The sequence below is a fragment of the Polyangiaceae bacterium genome, assembly GCA_016715885.1.
Lineage (GTDB): Bacteria > Myxococcota_A > Polyangia > Polyangiales > Polyangiaceae > Polyangium.
Genome location: JADJXL010000020.1, coordinates 1,283,521 through 1,300,946 on the forward strand (window position 1 = coordinate 1,283,521; position 17,426 = coordinate 1,300,946).

Sequence of the window (17,426 nt, forward strand, 5' to 3'; positions counted from 1 at the left end):
GGCTGGCGTGGTCCCCGAATTGTTCAGCGCCCAAGGTCGATCGCGCAGGATCCGGTCACTCGACCCGCGCGATCCTTGGCGACGCGCAAGCCGAGTTTGTCTTCCGCGATTCGTTCGAGCTCGATGCGCATCGCCGCCGGCAAAGGCATGGCGCGTGAAGCGTTGGCATCCGTGAGGAGCAGGACGGTGGTGTCGCTGCCTTCGACGGCGAGTGCCAAGCGACGAACGATGGTGACCCAGCGATCGAGCCGCGTTTCACCTCGAGATCCGGGCACGCCTGCCGTATCGATCACGACGACGGAGAAGGCGTGACTCTGTGCAACTCGAACGGCGACGCGTGCGAGGTCGTCGAAATCTGGACGGATGACCAGTAGTCGTTCGAGGTCGACGCCTGCGCGGAGAGCTCCTGGGGCAAACAGGGTTGCGGTGGGATCGAGCCACGCGCACCACGCGCCTTGCGTATCGTTTTCGCCGCGATGCCGAGCATCCGCTTGAGCCGAAGCGCACAAGGCAAGCGCGAGCGTGGTTGCACGGGCAAGACCTTGCGGCGCGGAGAGCTCCACGACGACTCCCCGGGGCAAACCGCCTTCGGGCAAGGCTGCATCGACGGGGCGCAAGCCAAGGGGCAAGGCTTTGGCGCGTCCGGTCGAAAGGCCGGAAAGCCCCGGACGAACGAGGGCGCTTTGGAAGAGTGCGCGGCGACGAGCGTCGATGTCCAGTTCAGGTGCCGTGGCAGCAGAGGCGAAGCTCATACTGAACACATTAACAGCTACTGAACGGCTGGCAAACAAAGATGCCAGTAAAAAATGAACTCATCGGACATACTCTGTCCTACTGAACAAGCCAGGACATGACGCACGACGGATGAGCTATGACACAATGCACCAATTTCACTCGTCGTAAATTTTGCCGTTCGTGCTGCGACGGGTTACGAGGCGCAGACTTGAATGAAACCCCGGGAGAAGCCGTGCTTTTCCGGCACTTGCGGGACCCCGAACTCGCCCGCTCCGCGGGTTCGAACAGTGGGGCCCCCCCCGCAAGCGCCGGAAAAACACGAGCTTCTCCCTCCTACGAAAGAGAAAGGTACGTCATGAAAACGAAAGGTAAAAAGGCCGACAAGAAGAACGTCTCCCTGAACAAGAAGGAGAAGAAGAGCGTTGTGATGGAGGCGACCGAAGCGCTGGCCGGTTCGGAATTGATGCTGGATGAAGCGGTGGAGAGAACACCGGCGACGGCTCAGTCAGATGACTCGATCTTGCCTGCTCCCGCAAATGTGGAGCGACGCACGATCACGAATGACGAGCGACAGCGGCTCATTGCACTTGCGGCGTATTTCCGAGCGCAGCAGGCAGGGTTTGGAAAAACGAACCCGGTCGAGGACTGGCTCTTGGCGGAACGTGAAGTGGACGCGATGATTGGGGCCGGGGACTCGATCTGACGAAAGATCGGTTTGCCACGACGAATCTGATTCCTGGGCCGAATTCCACCCAAATGGCCATCCTGACCGAGCCGGCGACATTCCTCTTGATCGCAAGCGTAAGAACCGCAATGATGAGTCGTTCATGAGAGGCAGGAGGTTTCCATGGCATTGACGCATGAAGAACAGGAATACGTTCGGGCCGTAGGAAGGTGGTTCTACGGACAAGCACCTGCACAGGTGACCGAAGAGCTCGCCAAAGTCGTGGCCGAGATGATGATGAAAGTGGTCGAGGGGTCGAGGGCGATGCACTTGGTCCCGCGTCCGACGGGTGGGGTGCCCGGCGTCGCTTGGCTTTGCAGCCAGGCCGTTCAGGCATGGTGGCGAACGCACCATGAAGAGCGAGTTTACTACGCGGTGAAACAAGCCGTGGCCATGGGCTACAAGTCCACGTATGCAATGGCCGAGATGGGACTGTAATTCGCTCGACGTGTCCCCTCCTTCCTCCACTCACCATCATACTCTCCGCGACGCGCTCATCGCCGCAATGCTTCCTTCGCCCGGCGGAGGTTTGCCCGCCGCAGGTGACCTCGATCTGTCCGCCTTTTGGCCTCGATTCGAAGCTGCCGCGCCCATTCACCTGCGCCTGGCATTCCACACGGCCACGGTCGTCATTGCCGGGATGTTGCCCATTGCGCTTGGATATCGCCACACGCTCGCGTCGCTCGATGACGATGCACGCAATGCGTTCCTCGTGCGAGCTGCGAACATGCCCGGCATGGCTCCGCTGCTCGATATCGTGAAGGTCGTCGCCGCATTCGCGTATTTCGACGACCCGCACGTGGAAGCCACCATTCGAGGTCGCGCATGAATCGCGTCGATGGACGAACATTGCACGTGCCGCTCGATATCGAAGCGGACGTCGTCATCGTCGGCAGTGGTCCTGCGGGATCCGCCGCTGCGCGTGAAGCTGCTCGGCTTGGCGCTCGCGTCATCGTCGTCGAAGAGGGGCGTTTTTTCGATAAGAGCGAATTCCCAGAATCCTCGTTCGCCTCGATGGCAGCCGCTTATCGCGACATGGGCGCGTCGGTGGTGCTCGGTCCTGCACCCATTCCGTTCGTGCAAGGCAAAATGGTCGGCGGTTCGAGCCCCATCAATGGCGCGATTTGTTGGCGAATGCCGCGCGACGTTCATGCCGAATGGATCCAAGCCGATCCGGCTTTGGCAGATGCATTGCCCTACGAAAAAATCGAAGCCATCACCCTCGAGCTCGAATCACGCCTGAACGTCAAACCAACCGAGGCGCGCATTGCAGGCACCAAAAACCTCCTGATGGCCAAAGGTGCCGAAGCGCTGGGCATCGAGCATCGGCCGATTCGTCGCAACGTTTCCGATTGCGAGGGGCTCGGGCGCTGCATGCAAGGTTGCCCGAAAGGGAACAAACTATCGGTCGATGCCACATTGCTTTCCGATGCGGAATCACATGGCGCAATGGTCGTCACTTCGGTCGAGGTCACCGAGATCGAGCGCCTCCGCGATCGCGTCGTTGGTGTGCGAGGAATGAGCGCGAGCGGTAAAACGGTGCGCATCGGAGCTCGGCGCGCGGTGATATTGGCGGCGAGCGCCGTGCAAACGCCTGCGATTTTATTGAAGAATCGTATCGATCACGGCCCGGTTGGGCACGGGTTTTCGTGTCACCCGGGCGTTTCGATGGCGGGGCGTTTTCCCGAGCCCGTGCGGATGTGGGAAGGCGCGACGCAAGGCCACGAAGTGATTGGTTTGCGCCGCGAGGGGCTGAAGTTCGAGGCACTTGGTTTTGGCCTCGCCGTGATGGCGGGGCGTCTCGGGGGCGTGGGGCGCGATTTTGCGAAGGAAATCGCGGACATGGCGCATGTGGTCGATTGGGGCGCAGCGGTGCGCGCGGAGGCTCGAGGGCGCGTGCGCGTGGTCGCGGGAAAGGCGCAGGTTTTCTATACACCGACGCCGCGCGACGTAGCGCTTTTTCGTCGGGGTTTGCGCGTGCTTGGCGAGATGATGCTCGCAGCGGGTGCCGATCACGTTTCACCCGGCGTACGAGGATTCAAGCCGCGCACGTCGACCATTGCGGACTTGATCGAGCTCGAAAAAGCGGGCCCGACGAACCCTGCGGCATTTACTGCTGCAATCACGCACATGTTCGGCACGTGCGTCATGGGCAGCGATCCGGAAACATCGGTCGTGCGTACGGATTTCCGCCACGTGGCGCTCGAAGGACTCTACATTGCAGATTCGAGCGTATTTCCGTCGAATATCGGCGTCAATCCACAAATCCCCATCATGGCCATCGCGACGCTTGCCGCTCGCGCCGCGGTAGGAGTCGACGTGGCAAAGGCGACCGGTAGAGGGCAAAAAGTGGATCCAGCACCGAAACAACATGATAAAGAGAAGCCCATGACGACTCGACGTGCCGAGCTGACGCTGGAGGACTTGATGGCGATGGATGCGAAAGCGCTTCACGAAGTGCTTTTGCATGGTCACCCGCTCGAACCGGAAAAGCTCGCTGGAAGGGCATACCTTGGGGTGGACCTGAGTTTGCCCGACATTGCGCGCAAGATCCTTTGGCATACGTTCCGAAAAACGTTCACGCGTGATGAATCGACGGGAGATGTGCGCGGATGGAACGTGCGCATGGAGCAGCATGGAGTGAACGGGGCGCGGATCCCGATGCGTAATCGCAAGGGCAAAAGCATTACGTTTGGGCATTACATCGTTCGTAAAACGGACGGCATCGAATTCCCTGGCGATTATCGCGGCACGCATTACCTCGATTATGGAACCGTGGGCAATCCATTCTTCGATTTGGCGCGTTTGGGTTTCACGCCGCTCGTGGCGGTAAACGTTGGTAGCCAGGATCTTTTGCTTGGTTGGGAAGTTTTTCGGGTGGGAGGCAAGTTCGTGCCCATGCCGCTTTATTGGGCGCTTCGTGATGAAGGGCCGCTCGACGAGGTCGTACCGCGGCCGGACGAGGCGTGACGAGCGGCTGCGACGAACCGCAATACGAAGCCGAGTATTGCTTTGACGGCGCCATCGACAACATCGATCGCAAGCGGAACACGCAAGACAAACCACATTTGTCTTCGCATCAGCTCTGCTACCGCTCATTGATATACAGGCTGCTTGACAGGCGGCGCGCGTTCGCCCTAGCGTGCGCGCGTCCCCTCGATCCATCACGATATCCATGACGAACGCTCAACCGGACCGTCGCACGATCGCTGTCGTATCGCTCTTGTTTTTTCTTTCAGGTGCGACGGCGCTCACAGCCGAGGTCGTGCTGAACAAGCTCCTCACCTATGTTTTCGGTTCGAGTCATCTGTCGACGTCGACCGTGCTTGCGGCATACATGGCGGGGCTTTCTGCTGGCGCTTGGTTATTCGGCCGCCGGGCGCACGAGCGGGCGCGCCCCGTGCTGGCTTACGCGATTCTCGAATTTGCCGTCGGCGTTTTTTATGCCCTTCTGCCGCTGGTGTTTGGACCGTTTCAGCGCCTTGGCATATCGCTCGCAGCTCCGCTCGCGGACGCACCCGTGTCGCTCACCGCAGTTCGGTTTGTCCTTTCGTTTGCCCTCGTATTCGCACCAACGCTCATGATGGGGGACACTTCCGACGCTTTTGGCTGCATTTCGGCGTGGCCAGGCGATCGAAAAAACCTTCCGCTTCTCTATGCCGTCAATACGCTCGGAGCCGCATCAGGCGTTCTCTTGGCAAGTTACGCGGTCGTTCCCGCAATCGGCCTCGACGGAGCACTTTACGCATGCGCCGCAGTAAACTTCGTCGTTGCATTGATCAGCGTGGTCCTTTCGCGACGCATTGGACCAATTCCGCGAGATGCCGTAAATACCGCATCTTCTTCCGACACGGCCGCGGACGCAATGCCCAGCACCTGGACGTTGCGGCCGCGCGTGGCGCTCGGGCTCGCATTCGCGCAGGGAGCGCTCGCATTCGTGCTCGAAGTGGTGTGGTTTCATTTGATCGGCACAGTCATTGGCGTGACGACCTATGCGTTTGCGCTGATGCTTTTCTCCATTTTGCTCGGCATAGGACTCGGTAGCCTGCTCCTTCCGTTCGTTGCGAGAAAAACGCGCCTGCCCTCGGCATCCATTTTCGTTTGGGCCATGATGCTCGCCGCGTTTGGAGTCGCCTTTTCGCTCGGCGGATGGGACGAATTTTCGAGCATCATCGATTTCACGCCATCCCTCGAGGAACCCGGCCATTTTTTCGCGCGTGAAGCAGTTCGTCTCGCGTTTTGTCTCGTGCTCCTTTTGCCTACGACCCTTGCGCTCGGCATGTCACTTCCGGCGCTCGCTGCTGCCACGCGTGAAGACGACGGACGACACGGTGCGTGGGTGGGTCGTTTTTGCATCGAATACGCTCGGCACGATTACCGGATCACTCACCTGCGGATTCGTGCTTCTCGGACGATTTCCGTCGGATCGCATTCTATCATTTGGTGCAGTGCTCGCGGTTGGTCTTGCTGCGGCTGCATTCATTTCCGGGCTGAATTCGCATACAGGACGAACGCCTTCTCGCACTGAACGCTGGGCCATCGTAATGGCTGCTGCGGCATGTTTGGCGGTCGTCGTATCCTTCCGAGGGTGGGATACGTATCGGCTCACGCAGGGTAGCCATTATTATTGGGAGCCTCCCGAGGCGACGCGCGAAAGCGAAGTTGCATGGATCCGTGAAGACGCGCAAAGCGGTTTCATTACGGTGATGCGCGCCAAGAATGGCAAGCGCACGATGCGAACGAATGGGAAATACGAGGGCAACAGCGAACCTGGCGAATTCCAAGATCTCTTTGCGCTGCTCGGCGGGCTCTACATCAAGCATTACGAACGCGCAATGCTCGTCGGCATGGGCCCTGCCCGCACGCTTGGCGTGCTGCATGCCATGCCATTCAAAAAAATCGAGATGATTGAATACAGTCCCGCCATCATCGAAGGTGCACGCAGTCAATTTCGGAATTTTCCGCCGCTGCATTCAACGACACGCCCCGCGTTTCGGTTGTTGCGACGACGGACGCAATTGGATTCAGTTGGCACGCGAGCCCTACGATTACATTGCAGTTGGAATTACGGGAGCTGCTTTCGCTGGCGCAGGGAATATTTACAGCCGCGACTTTTTCCGGGCGGTCTCGGACAAACTACACCCCGACGGCATTTTCATGCTTTGGGTTCAGGTGCACCACGTTTTTCCCCAGGATGTGCGATCGGTGGTGCACACGCTGCGAACGGTCTTCCCGCATGTCCACATGTATACCGATCCCTGGCAAATGCAGGGCTACTTGTTGGCGTCGCGATCCGAGCTGTCGATCGACCCGCTTCTCGTAAAAAAATTGAATGATTCCGACCATATTCGCTCGGTGCTATCGCAGCACCAACTGGATTCGGTATTGGATCTCGTCGAACGGAGCGTTTTTACGACCGAGGACGAGTTTTCACGATATCTGGCGGACCCGGCCGTCGGCCAACCTCCAATACTGCTCACGGATCTTTTTCCTGCATTCGAGTATTCAACGCCGTATGCCCTTGCCGAAAGGCTCAACTCGTTCTACTTCCATCGGTATTCGGACAATCGGCTGCCTCCGATGTCGCCGGACGTCACGGCCGAAGAAAGGGCGGTGCTCGAATGGCGTCGCGCGCTTGGATGGGGCGACAAGCGGGGGGCGCTCGAAGCACTACGCCGCGCCAAGGAGTTTGGCGGGCACGACAAGTACGACGAACGGATCCGGAAGCTCGAGCTGGAAACGAAGAATTGATCAAATACTTCGACTTGCAGGCGGCGCACGTAAATGCCAGGAGACGGCCGGCCGCGTTGGTGATGTTCACAACGCGCAGGTTTCACCGTGCAGCTTACAAGGTGATGACAGAGCAGCGGCAGATCTTCTGCCCGCGAAAAACCCCATGCACGAGACGCGCTCTTGCGCTAACGTCCGCGCGCCATGATCGTCATGAAGTTCGGCGGGAGCTCCGTCGCCAATCGCAAACAAATCGAAAAAGTTTTGTCCATCGTTCGCACGCGCGCGAAAGGTCATTCAGCGCCAAACCGAAATTGCTCGGGAGCTGGGCTGTAACGACGAGCTGCTCGCGCCGTTTTTCGAGGAAATCTCCGCCTTGTACCGTGGTCTGTCGCTCGTGCGGGAATCCAGCCCCCGGAGCCTCGATTATGCAGCAAGCTTCGGCGAGCGCATGGCCGTGCGCGTCATTGCCGACTTTTTCACGCGTCAAGGTTTTCCATCACGAGCCTTCGATGCATGGGAGCTCGGGTTTGTCACGGACGATAACTTTGGCGCAGCGCGGCCCGTTCCTGGGTATGGCGACGCGATGAAGCGTCTTTGCGCCGAACGCGTGCCGAAAGGTGTCGTGCCGATCGTGACGGGTTTCGTTGGCCAAACGCAAGCGGGTGACATCACCACGATTGGTCGCAATGGCAGCGACCTGACGGCAACGCTGATTGGCGCAGCCATTGCCGCGGAAGAAGTCGAGATTTGGTCGGATACCGACGGCGTGATGACGGCGGATCCGCGTTTCGTTCCTCGAGCTCGGTCGATTGCCGCAATGCACTTCGACGAGGCCGCGGAGCTTGCGTATTTCGGCAGTCGCGTGCTGCATCCGTCGACGCTCGTGCCGGCGATGGAGAAAAACATTCCCGTGCGGGTGCTCAATACCAATCGGCCGGAACATCCGGGAACGGTGATTCATCATGTGACGCCAGCGCGCGAGCAAGCAGCCACGAGCATCGCATACCGCGAACATCAAATGCGGTGACGATTTCCTCGCCCAGGATGCTCGGTGCGGCAGGATTTCTTGGTGAGGCATTCGACGTGCTCGGTAAGCACGACGTCGTCGTCGACATGATTGCCACGTCCGAAGTCAGCGTGTCATTCACGACGGATCGGCGCGAGCCGCTCGATCGGGCGCTTTTGGACTTGAAGCGTCTCGGCGACGTGCGGATGGAAGACGGAAAACGCTGCTCGTCGTCGTTGGGCAAGGTTTGGCGACGAGCGTCGGGATTGGGGCGGCGATCTTGCAAGCGATGGCGGATGCGGGGGTCAACGTGGAAATGACGAGTTTCGGGCTGAAGAGCATCAGCCTGACGATGCTCATTGCCGATGCGGACATTGGCCGAGCGGTCGGGGTTTTGCACGAGCGGTTGTTCGAGCGCTCTTGACGCCGGCTCGAATGCATGATGGTTGTTGACGACGGCGGAGGAATCGTTCGATGAAGAAGATTGCATTGTTTTGGCCTGGTGACGCGCGGACGAAGCCCAACGAGGTTGCCATTCCGAGCATCACGCGTGCGACCGATCAACTCGAGCGGGCGCTGCGCAAGCTCGGGCGCGAACCGTACCGGGTCGAAGGTTTTTGGCAAAGCCGCACGGAGTCGATCGAGAAGCTCGGGCCCATCGACGATCCGATGATTGGCGTGTGCGTGCATTGGTTTTACGGGCCGCATACGACGGACGGTGTGGTTGGGAAAGACAATCCGCTTCTTTTGGCATCAAACTTTTCGGCCGATTCCCGGGGCTCGTGGGGCTGCTCAATACGGGCGCGTCTCGAAAGTGTGGACCGACCTTTTGCGCATTTGGACCGACGTGGACGATTGGACGACGGATGGCGCGTTCATGGAGCGTTTGTCGGAATGGTGTCAGACGGGGAAAATCGTTTGGCCTGAAAACGATATCGCGTACCACGCGCCTGTTTCTGCGGAAGCGTCGGCTCGGGCACGCAAAGTGGCCGAAGGGATCCGGCGTCGCCGCGTTCTGCTTTTGATGCTGGGCGACACGTCGATGGGGATGATCAATGGTTACTTCGGGCCGCGGCTGCTCAACAAGCATGGTTTTACCGAGCACAAGATCGATCAGGCTTGGATCATCGATCGCGGACGCAGGATTGCGGATGCGCGCATCGAAGACGCATTTCGATTCGTCAAGGATCGTGGCGTCACGTTTCATTGGGGCGAAAAGGACGCCGAAGACTTCGACGAGCGGGCGACGCGGGAGCAGCTTCGCGATTACCTCGTGGTGCTCGACTTGGTCCAACGAATTCAAGGCCGATTGTATTGGTTGGCAATACCAATTGGGCCTCGTGCCATTGCGGGCCCCGAGCGACTTTGCCGAGGGGCTTTTGAATTCGGCGTGCCGTCCGGAATCGTCGGGGCGCCTATCGTTTGTTCGACCGAAGCGGACCAAGGCAATGCGGTGCCGATGGAGATGATGAAGCGCCTGCTACGTGAAAAAGGCTTGCACGAAGCGGTGATGTTTCACGATGTTCGTTGGGGCGCGGAGCACGACGGGCGCTTTGTGGGTGCTTCTGAATTCGGGCTCGTGCGGCGCATACGCATTCAATCACGATCCGGATACATTGCGCGGCGTGCATTCGTATCGGCAGCCGTCGATGTATTTCCCGCAGCCTGGAGGGACGTTTGCGGGCGGAGTTTGCCTGGCAAGATGACGTGGGCACGGGCATACATCAAGCAAGGCGTGCTATGGATGGATATTGGGAAGGGTGAAGTGGTGAAGTTGCCGCCCGAGGTGCGGGATGCGTGGTGGGAAGGCACGACGCGTCAGTGGCCGTTCATGGCGGCGGACATGGAATTGGGCGCGATACGCTGATGGCGCATTACTTGTCGAATCACGTGGCCGTGGCGTACGGTGACATTTTTTGATGAAATGGTGGCGTTGTCGCTGGAGCTGGGCTTCCGCGTGCGGGTGCTGGGACAGTGATGTCTCAGGTCAATGCCCTTTCGCATCTCGCGCCGCCGTTTCACATTTCTTGAAATCGTACGCCTGGCCTTCATCACAGAGGATCATCTGTTCAAAGCAGCAGGTGCCACACGGCTGCCCCTCTTGGCGCTCGATGCACCCAACGTAACACGGGTCCGACCCATCGAGGCAATGGGGAGGTAGCTTTTGCGCTTCCCGTTTCTCTGCCTTCTCTGGTTTGTATGGGCCACATCCCGGTCGTAAGGCCAGGATGAGACCCAGCGCAACGAAGGCTGACAACTTCAACATCATCGGTCGTCTTTGTCCGGGCAGGAGTAGAACGCGAAACTCTCATTCTTCTTGCACGATTTGCCAGCTTCCTGGCAGCAGACACGGCACGCGGCGCCCTGGCCCGCCTTGTAGCAACTATTCACGCACGCAAACGCACGGCGATCACAACGCTCCTCCAAAGAGTTGTCATCGTCGGTACGCATCCAAGAACAGCACTTGCCCCAAGAGTTACGACAAGCAGTACGGCGCTGAGCGCCTTCATCACTCGCATCTCTCCCGCAGTAAAGCACGCACTGCGTCGAGACACAACCTTTCAACCTCCTTTCTTCCCCGCTTCCCATTCCCATCAAACACTCATTCCGTGATTGAAGCGAACATCGATTGGGTGTATACGCATTGATGGAGGTACGCACGATGAAGCACGGTGCAATCTTTCTTTCGCTGACGGCCACCATCGCATTGATTTACGGGTGCAGCAGCGATCCTGCGTCGACCGCGTCGACCAGCTCGGCTGCAAAGCAGCAGCAGCAGCTCGGGAGACGCCGGTGCAGGAGGCAATGGCGGAGCTGGCACGGGGGCGCTGGCACTGCCAGCAGTTCCAGCTCGGGTCAAGGAGGATCGGTCATCGAGCCGATATTTTGCATCGTGTAACGATACGCCGCCGGCCGGCGCCGTTCTCGCGCCCGGAACCGAAAAAAAATACACGGAGGCGCATGCCCAACGCTCGTCGACGGACACAATCTGTTCCAAAGCGGCAGCGCAATGAGGACTTTCGACTGGTTTTACCAGCCAACCCCAAAGCCGACGAACGATTCCCGGTGCTTTTCTGTGGCATTGGCTGGGTGGGAGCGCCGATGACTTTTTCGAGAAGGGCCAACTCAATTGGCGCGCCGACACGCAACGCTTCATTGCCGTCATTCCCGAATCGAAGGGCGACACGTTCAAGTGGCCGTTCGAGGTCATCGCATCGCAAGCCCGCATGGACGAGGAATTCGTCTTTTTCGACGACATGCTCGCGTGCGTATCCGAACAATTCAACGTCAACAAGGAATGCGTCGCCAGCGCGGGCGTGAGCGCCGGAGCGTTGTTCACGGGGCAGCTTGCCGGGTTCCGCGGCGATTACCTTTCCTCCATCGTGAGGCTTTCCGGTGGCACGGGCGGTAGCCTCATCAAACCCTTTAATCCCGAACACCGAATGCCCGCCATCGTTCTGTGGGTGGTCCCACGGACAACTGTTTCCGGCGTCATGAATTTCGAGCAAACGTCGAAAGACCTCGAACAGAATCTGGAAAGTCGCGGGCATTTCTTCGTCGAATGTATCCACAACTGCGGACATGCCGAACCGCCGCTCGACGCACAGCCCGGTTTGTCCACGTACGCGCCCATGTGGCAATTCGTCCTGGATCATCCGTATTGGCTGAAAGCCGGGCAATCGCCCTATGCAACCACATGGCCCGAATCAATGCCTTCCTGGTGCGCCATCGGTGCTGCAAGTGCCACGCCGCGCACGGGCACGTGTCCAAGCGCTCCGGGGTGCTGAATTGGATTCCGAAGCTCGAGTCACCTAGTCCTACTCTACCAAATCGGACAGCGAGAGCTGTTTGCTCGGCGGGGCGGGGCCCTGGTTGAGCCGCCGAAGGCGGCGAGGGAGCGGGGTGCCGCGGTGCCGAGAAATCAGCCCCAAGCCAATCAACGAAGTGGCGGAGTAGTGCTAGAGCAGCGATCGGTTCGACACCAAGCCAAGATCTGCACGCTCGCCTCGCGCTGCCCCCCATACCCCCAGATTTTGCCCTGTCAACAAACCGCTTGTTGCTCTAGGATGCGTCGACCCAGGAGGCTTGTTCATGCGTTTGTCTTCATCTTTGGGAATCGTCGTCTCGGCCGTGGGACTTTCGGCGCTTGCTGCCGGCTGCGCCTTGGAAGCCGAGTCGCTCTTTGCGAGCACGCAGCCGACCGCCAATGGCGGCGCCGGTGGCGAAGGCGGCTCCGGTGGCATCGGGGCGCTGGCGGCAAGCCGGCGCCGCGCAGGCTCCAGTTCGAGCAGCTCAGGTAGCTCGAGCAGTTCGAGCAGTTCGACAGCTCGGGCATGGTCGATCCGCAAGCGTGTGGAACGTGCGCCTTCAACGCGTGCCAAACGGAGATCTTTGCTTGCGGACAAGACTGTATCGGTTTCGTGCAGTGCATGCAAAACTGCACGGACAAGGCGTGTGCGGACGAGTGCTTGAAGCAAAGTCCCCAAGGACAACCGGTTTACGACTGCACATGCAAATCGTGCACGAACGATTGCGGCGGATTGTGCGATTCCGGTTCGAGCAGCTCGAGCTCCAGCGGTATGCCCACGTGCTCGTCATGTAGCGATCTGTTGCAAGGAAACTTGGGTCAACCGTGTGATGGTTCGGCGCAGTTGATCGGCGCGCTGTACGCCTGCGCATGCCAGCAGAATTGCACGATGGAGTGCGGCACCATTTGCCAAGGCGGTCAGCCGGATCAAACGTGTCTTGGTTGCGTGTCGCAGAAATGCGGCAGCGAGCTCGGTGCGTGCTTGCAGGACTGAGCGAGTGACCTGCGATCAGGCGCTCAAAGTCGCGACGATTCCAGTGTCACGTCGGCCCGCGCGAATGCTTCGTGAAACCTTTGCCAAATCGAGGCGGCTTTCTCCTGCCTGCCCTGCATTTCGACGGCCGTAGCCAGCCCAAACAGCGAATACCCATTTTCGGGAAGTTTTACCAAATCTTCTCGAAAAACGCGCTCCGCATCCGCAAACCGGTCCGCGCGAAGCAGCACGTCGCCCAGAATTTGCCGCACCGGGTAATGCCAATCCGACGGCTCCATGTACCGCAGTTTGTCTTCCAAAACGATCGCCTGCTCGAAATGCGTAATGGCTTCATCGAGATCCCCGCGATCCGCCTCGAGCTCGCCCCGCGTCACGTGCACGGCCACGGCAAGCACGTCGCTCGCCGGGTTGACCCCCATGACCGTCGCCGTCGCCAGCGAAGGCGTTTCCGCCAGCTTTTCCAATTCGGCGAGCTCGGCCGATGCGGCTTCCTGGTCGCCGAGGCGTGAATATGCAATGGCTCGGGCGTGATGCCAAACGGCGCGCAAATACGCCTGGCTCTCCGGTGGCGCTTGCTCCTCGAGGATCTCGTCCCAACGCGCAAACCGAATGAGCGCGTAAATCGGGCTCGCAGCAAAATGCTGCATCATGACCTCCATACCCGCCCCATGTCCCGAATGGAGGACACCATGGGCCATGTCCGCAGCCATGCGCGCCGCGCGAATCGCAACCTCGGAGCGGCCTTCGAGCGTCGCGGCGGCCCATAAAAAGTGCGGATTGTGCAAACGGTACATGTGCAAGTAAAAATTGCTCGGATCCGCATAAGGAACATACCGCTCGTCCGCGACAATCGCACGCTCGTTGGCAAGCGACGCATCGTGATATCGACCCGTGCGAATGTAAATATGCGCCGGCATATGCACGAGATGTCCGGCTCCCGGCACGAGGTGCGCCAGACGATCGGCCACGTCGAGCGCACGCTGAGGCTTCGGCGATGCCTCGACGACGTGAATGTAATAGTGCAGCGCACCAGGATGCATTGGTTCGAGCTGCATTGCACGTTCCAGCGTGGCCACGATTTCCGGCGTATACGGGCGCGGCGATCCGTCGTCGGCCCAATAATTCCATGGCGCCAATCCATCTGCGCCTCCGCGGTCAGCGCGAGGACGTCCACGTCATTCGGAAATTGTTTTGCAACTTCGAGCATGTTCTCGGCATACGCTCGATCCAGAGGCGTACGATCTGCAACGGGCGCCTGCGCATAACGAACCCCAAGCGCCTTGATGAGCGCTCGTTCGACGGGCGACGCATGTTCCATGAGCGCCGCTGCACGCTGCATATGGTCGTAAGCTCGCGCAACGTTGGCGTCGTTCATGGGCGCATTGATGTTCGGTCCGAGCACCAGCGCTGCACCCCAGTAACACATTGCGCACGTCGGATCGAGATGCGCCGCAGCGAGAAAGCTTCGCTCCGCCTCGGCATGATTGAATCCGTACGTCAGCGCAAGTCCCTGATCGAAATAACGTTGTGCGAGCGGCACGGTCGTGGAAATCGGGCGACTCCACGACCCCATCCCCTCGAGAAGCGGCGCTGCGCCACCCTCGTACGCCACGCTATCGTGGCTATGAAGCGCGCCATCCGCCGTCACCGGCCCAGCGACGAGCATTGGGACAGCCAAAGCGCTCGCCAACATCAATATCGTCATTTTCGATGAATTGCGCATCTCTCTGTCTCCGATCTCGCTGCGGTCGAATTTCTCCGAAAGCGTGGGGCAGATGCCATGAGCGGCAAGCCCATCCAGCTCCCGCGAACGATTTCGGTGGCGGTAAAGGCAACTTTTTCCATTCTCCTTTGACTCCCGAACGATTTCATGTCCACTTTGCTGCCGAGGATGCGACACGACGACCTTTCGACTTGCCTCCATATCGCTTTGCCTACTTGCTGCGTCATCACTCGGATGTGCCGATGATCTCGTGCGGACGAGCATGAAGATCATCGTCGACGAGGACGGTATTCCGCACATCTACGCATCGTCCGACGAAGACGCGTTTTACGCCGCCGGTTATCAGATGGCCGTCGATCGGCTTTTTCAAATGGATATGACCAGGCGCGCGGCGCTCGGAAGGCAATCCGAAGTGCTCGGCGCATCGAGTTACGAGGATGATCGGCTTGCGCGACTCTTTCGATGGCGCGACGCAGGGCGCGCGGATGCGGCCGAATTCAAAAAACAAGACCCTGCATCGTATCGCCTCGTCGTCGCCTGGGTCGAAGGCGTCAATCGCCGCATTCGAGAAGTGCGGGAAGGTAAGGCGCCGCTGCCGCACGGCTTCGGTCCGGACAGATTCGATTATGCGCCCGGAGCTTTGGGACGAAACAGACCCGCTCGTCGTCGCGAAAATGACAGGATTTGGTAATGATTTGTCCATTGATCGGGAAATCTTCGCCACCATTGCCAAACGATTGCATGCCGCCGCTTTCGATTCCATCGAATTGATTCGACCCATGCGCGAACGATTTACAGTACCGCCCGAAGGCCTTCCTATGGGCAAAGGCGCATGGGGCGGCGCCTGCGAAGCCTTAAATGGAACCGCCTCGTGCACCGAAAAACCGGAATTCAGCTCTGAACACGCTTCGATGTCAGGACTGCCTCGGCGTCGCGTACTCGGAAGCAACAATTGGGCAATCGACGGTCGTTTCACCGATACGGGTCGTCCGCTCATTGCAGGAGATCCACACCAAGGTTTCGACGTGCCTGGCATGTTTTACGCGCTGCACATGAACAGCGCCGACCAAGGCGGTACGCTCGATGTTGCAGGGTTTTCATTTTCAGCCGTGCCCGGGATCTCACTCGGACAAACCCAGCGCGTGATGTGGACGGCAACCACGTCATTCGCCGACGTCATGGACGTTTGGGAGGTCGTTCGCGAAAACGGCGCCATTCGGTACGGCGGCATGATGGTGCCCATCGTCGAGCGAGACGAAGTGATTGCGATACGCAAACCAGGAATGCCCCTCGGACAGGGCGATTCCAATACGGAAACCTTCGAGGACCTCGGGCAAGTAGGCGTCATTCTGCCTTCGTTCGTCACGCCGGTCCCCGTTGCATCACCGGGTCGATCACTGCTGCTCGGGTGGACCGGATACAGGCCGCGCGGAGTCCGGGGGCTTCTTGGCATCAACCGCGTCGATTCCATTGCGGAATTCGAGGCCGAAGTCGACAAGGCGGAAAGCTTGATTTCAATTTGGTGGCCGCCGATGCCCAGGGAATTACGTACCGCGTGGGGCTCGACGTGCCCGTGCGAAGCGTTTCGAGCAATCGACAACCGTGGCTCGTGCTCGATGGCGAAGACCCGGAAACGGCGTGGACCGGCGCATTTTTGCCACGTGAAAAACTTCCTCGAAGCCGCGCCACCCAGCGAGGCTGGATCGTCACGGCCAACAACGATCCATTCGGTTTCACGGCGAATGGTCGCATCGATGACGATCCTTGGTATTACGGTGCGTTTTTCGATGCTGGCTGGCGAGCGGATCGCGCGTCGACCGAAATCGAAAAGCTCGTGGGCGCGGGCAATGCAACCCTAGCGGACATGCAATCGCTTCAGACCGATTTGCTGAAAGCCTCGCCGATGATCTTTTGCCATTGCTTTCCACCGCGCACGCCAACATTGCTACCGACCCATCCCTTGCAGAATTCATGGGCCGCGCGGACTTGGACACGCTCGTCGATTTGCTGAACGTAAAGTGGGATCGCCGCGTGCGCATCGATTCTCCAGGCGCGCTCGTTTTCCACGCGTTTGCGCATCTACTCGCCGAGGAAGCGGTGGCGGACGACGTGCCGCTCGTCTACCAGGAAGCGATGAAATTGCAAGCGGTGTACATGCTCAAATTGGCTCCGCTGGCGCTCGGGGGCGCGTATCCAAAAGGCGACGGCGTTTTGCAAGGAGGACGCGATCTCGTCGTGCTTCGCGCACTCGATCGAACAGCCAAATGGCTCGAGGCAAGGTTTGGCAGCGTCGATCCCGCCGGCTATCAATTCGGCGACGTGCACGTCACGAGTTTCGCGGACTCGTTCGGTAGGGGAATCGATTCGGGGACGCTTCCCACGAATGGCGGCGAGACCACGCTCAATGTATCCCCAAGCGTCTTTTACGACGCGGATGGTGCGGTGGCGCAACAGTGGCAATCCCGTTTCGGCCCGCTCGTGCGAACGACGGGCACCTTTGCCGAAGATGGCACGCCCGAGCTTTGGTTCAATGCGCCCCTTGGCAACGTCGCCGATCCGAATAGCCCGCACGCTTCCGATTGGATGTCCGATTGGCGCGATGGCCGCTATCGACGTTTTGCGTATCGAAAAGCCGAAGTCGATGCCAAGGCGGAATCGAGCTACGAGCTCGTATGGGAAAGGCCGGGCGCGGTGGAGTAAACG

15 protein-coding genes and 2 pseudogenes are annotated in these 17,426 nt (G+C 59.4%); 14 read left to right on the forward strand and 3 right to left on the reverse strand.

The features are described 5' to 3' along the window. Positions 1-23: 23 nt before the first annotated feature. A complete protein-coding gene (locus IPM54_30570) occupies positions 24-752 on the reverse strand; it encodes a recombinase A (GenBank protein ID MBK9264133.1) in 729 nt (242 codons plus the stop codon). Positions 753-1,090: 338 nt separating this feature from the next. Between IPM54_30570 and IPM54_30575 the strand changes: the two genes are divergently transcribed. The 10 genes and pseudogenes from IPM54_30575 to IPM54_30620 all read left to right on the forward strand — a co-directional run bounded on the left by IPM54_30575 (position 1,091) and on the right by IPM54_30620 (position 11,986). Next, positions 1,091-1,438, forward strand: coding sequence for a DUF2934 domain-containing protein (locus tag IPM54_30575; GenBank protein MBK9264134.1), 348 nt, complete (start codon positions 1,091-1,093; stop codon positions 1,436-1,438). 144 nt (positions 1,439-1,582) lie between these two features. Next, entirely contained in the window at positions 1,583-1,897 is a 315-nt protein-coding gene (locus tag IPM54_30580) for a hypothetical protein (protein ID MBK9264135.1), read from the forward strand. Between the two features lie 67 nt (positions 1,898-1,964). Continuing rightward, positions 1,965-2,288: a hypothetical protein gene (locus tag IPM54_30585; GenBank protein ID MBK9264136.1), complete on the forward strand. Its 324-nt coding sequence runs from the start codon at positions 1,965-1,967 to the stop codon at positions 2,286-2,288. Beyond that, positions 2,285-4,429 carry a GMC family oxidoreductase gene (locus IPM54_30590; protein ID MBK9264137.1) on the forward strand — a complete coding sequence of 715 codons (2,145 nt, stop codon included), beginning with the start codon at positions 2,285-2,287 and terminating at the stop codon, positions 4,427-4,429. The genes IPM54_30585 and IPM54_30590 overlap by 4 nt, the downstream gene beginning before the upstream one ends. Positions 4,430-4,634: 205 nt before the next feature. Next, entirely contained in the window at positions 4,635-5,987 is a 1,353-nt protein-coding gene (locus IPM54_30595; protein ID MBK9264138.1) for a fused MFS/spermidine synthase, read from the forward strand. A 500-nt stretch (positions 5,988-6,487) separates the two neighbouring features. Further along, entirely contained in the window at positions 6,488-7,210 is a 723-nt protein-coding gene (locus IPM54_30600) for a hypothetical protein (protein MBK9264139.1), read from the forward strand. Positions 7,211-7,393: 183 nt separating this feature from the next. After that, positions 7,394-8,622 (forward strand): annotated as a pseudogene (locus tag IPM54_30605) (aspartate kinase). Positions 8,623-8,672: 50 nt separating this feature from the next. Then, positions 8,673-10,176 (forward strand): annotated as a pseudogene (locus IPM54_30610) (fucose isomerase). Between the two features lie 684 nt (positions 10,177-10,860). Beyond that, positions 10,861-11,097 carry a hypothetical protein gene (locus IPM54_30615; GenBank protein ID MBK9264140.1) on the forward strand — a complete coding sequence of 79 codons (237 nt, stop codon included), beginning with the start codon at positions 10,861-10,863 and terminating at the stop codon, positions 11,095-11,097. 328 nt (positions 11,098-11,425) lie between these two features. Then, complete coding sequence (locus IPM54_30620; GenBank protein MBK9264141.1) at positions 11,426-11,986, forward strand: hypothetical protein; 561 nt, start codon at positions 11,426-11,428, stop codon at positions 11,984-11,986. Between the two features lie 171 nt (positions 11,987-12,157). Here the strand turns inward: IPM54_30620 and IPM54_30625 are convergent, their stop codons facing one another. After that, the gene (locus tag IPM54_30625; protein MBK9264142.1) at positions 12,158-12,547 is read right to left on the reverse strand and encodes a hypothetical protein; all 390 of its coding nucleotides are present in this window, start codon (positions 12,545-12,547) and stop codon (positions 12,158-12,160) included. A gap of 81 nt (positions 12,548-12,628) precedes the next feature. Between IPM54_30625 and IPM54_30630 the strand changes: the two genes are divergently transcribed. Further along, positions 12,629-13,000 carry a hypothetical protein gene (locus IPM54_30630; GenBank protein ID MBK9264143.1) on the forward strand — a complete coding sequence of 124 codons (372 nt, stop codon included), beginning with the start codon at positions 12,629-12,631 and terminating at the stop codon, positions 12,998-13,000. Between the two features lie 23 nt (positions 13,001-13,023). Here the strand turns inward: IPM54_30630 and IPM54_30635 are convergent, their stop codons facing one another. Further along, the gene (locus IPM54_30635; GenBank protein ID MBK9264144.1) at positions 13,024-14,136 is read right to left on the reverse strand and encodes a tetratricopeptide repeat protein; all 1,113 of its coding nucleotides are present in this window, start codon (positions 14,134-14,136) and stop codon (positions 13,024-13,026) included. Positions 14,137-14,985: 849 nt separating this feature from the next. Between IPM54_30635 and IPM54_30640 the strand changes: the two genes are divergently transcribed. The 3 genes from IPM54_30640 to IPM54_30650 all read left to right on the forward strand — a co-directional run bounded on the left by IPM54_30640 (position 14,986) and on the right by IPM54_30650 (position 17,423). Beyond that, entirely contained in the window at positions 14,986-15,414 is a 429-nt protein-coding gene (locus IPM54_30640) for a penicillin acylase family protein (protein ID MBK9264145.1), read from the forward strand. Then, positions 15,350-16,582 carry a penicillin acylase family protein gene (locus IPM54_30645; protein ID MBK9264146.1) on the forward strand — a complete coding sequence of 411 codons (1,233 nt, stop codon included), beginning with the start codon at positions 15,350-15,352 and terminating at the stop codon, positions 16,580-16,582. Before IPM54_30640 ends, IPM54_30645 begins: the two co-directional genes overlap by 65 nt. Before the next feature lie 112 nt (positions 16,583-16,694). Beyond that, positions 16,695-17,423, forward strand: coding sequence for a penicillin acylase family protein (locus tag IPM54_30650; GenBank protein MBK9264147.1), 729 nt, complete (start codon positions 16,695-16,697; stop codon positions 17,421-17,423). Positions 17,424-17,426: the final 3 nt, after the last annotated feature.

Excerpts from the sequence above, each read along its gene's own strand:
- IPM54_30575 (MBK9264134.1), top strand. The coding sequence starts at position 1,091 with ATGAAAACGAAAGGTAAAAAGGCCGACAAGAAGAACGTCTCCCTGAAC.
- IPM54_30620 (MBK9264141.1), top strand. The coding sequence starts at position 11,426 with ATGGACGAGGAATTCGTCTTTTTCGACGACATGCTCGCGTGCGTATCC.
- IPM54_30595 (MBK9264138.1), top strand. The coding sequence starts at position 4,635 with ATGACGAACGCTCAACCGGACCGTCGCACGATCGCTGTCGTATCGCTC.
- IPM54_30570 (MBK9264133.1), bottom strand. The coding sequence starts at position 752 with ATGAGCTTCGCCTCTGCTGCCACGGCACCTGAACTGGACATCGACGCT.
- IPM54_30640 (MBK9264145.1), top strand. The coding sequence starts at position 14,986 with ATGAAGATCATCGTCGACGAGGACGGTATTCCGCACATCTACGCATCG.
- IPM54_30615 (MBK9264140.1), top strand. The coding sequence starts at position 10,861 with ATGAAGCACGGTGCAATCTTTCTTTCGCTGACGGCCACCATCGCATTG.
- IPM54_30590 (MBK9264137.1), top strand. The coding sequence starts at position 2,285 with ATGAATCGCGTCGATGGACGAACATTGCACGTGCCGCTCGATATCGAA.
- IPM54_30630 (MBK9264143.1), top strand. The coding sequence starts at position 12,629 with ATGCAAAACTGCACGGACAAGGCGTGTGCGGACGAGTGCTTGAAGCAA.
- IPM54_30580 (MBK9264135.1), top strand. The coding sequence starts at position 1,583 with ATGGCATTGACGCATGAAGAACAGGAATACGTTCGGGCCGTAGGAAGG.
- IPM54_30645 (MBK9264146.1), top strand. The coding sequence starts at position 15,350 with ATGCGCCCGGAGCTTTGGGACGAAACAGACCCGCTCGTCGTCGCGAAA.
- IPM54_30585 (MBK9264136.1), top strand. The coding sequence starts at position 1,965 with ATGCTTCCTTCGCCCGGCGGAGGTTTGCCCGCCGCAGGTGACCTCGAT.
- IPM54_30650 (MBK9264147.1), top strand. The coding sequence starts at position 16,695 with ATGGGCCGCGCGGACTTGGACACGCTCGTCGATTTGCTGAACGTAAAG.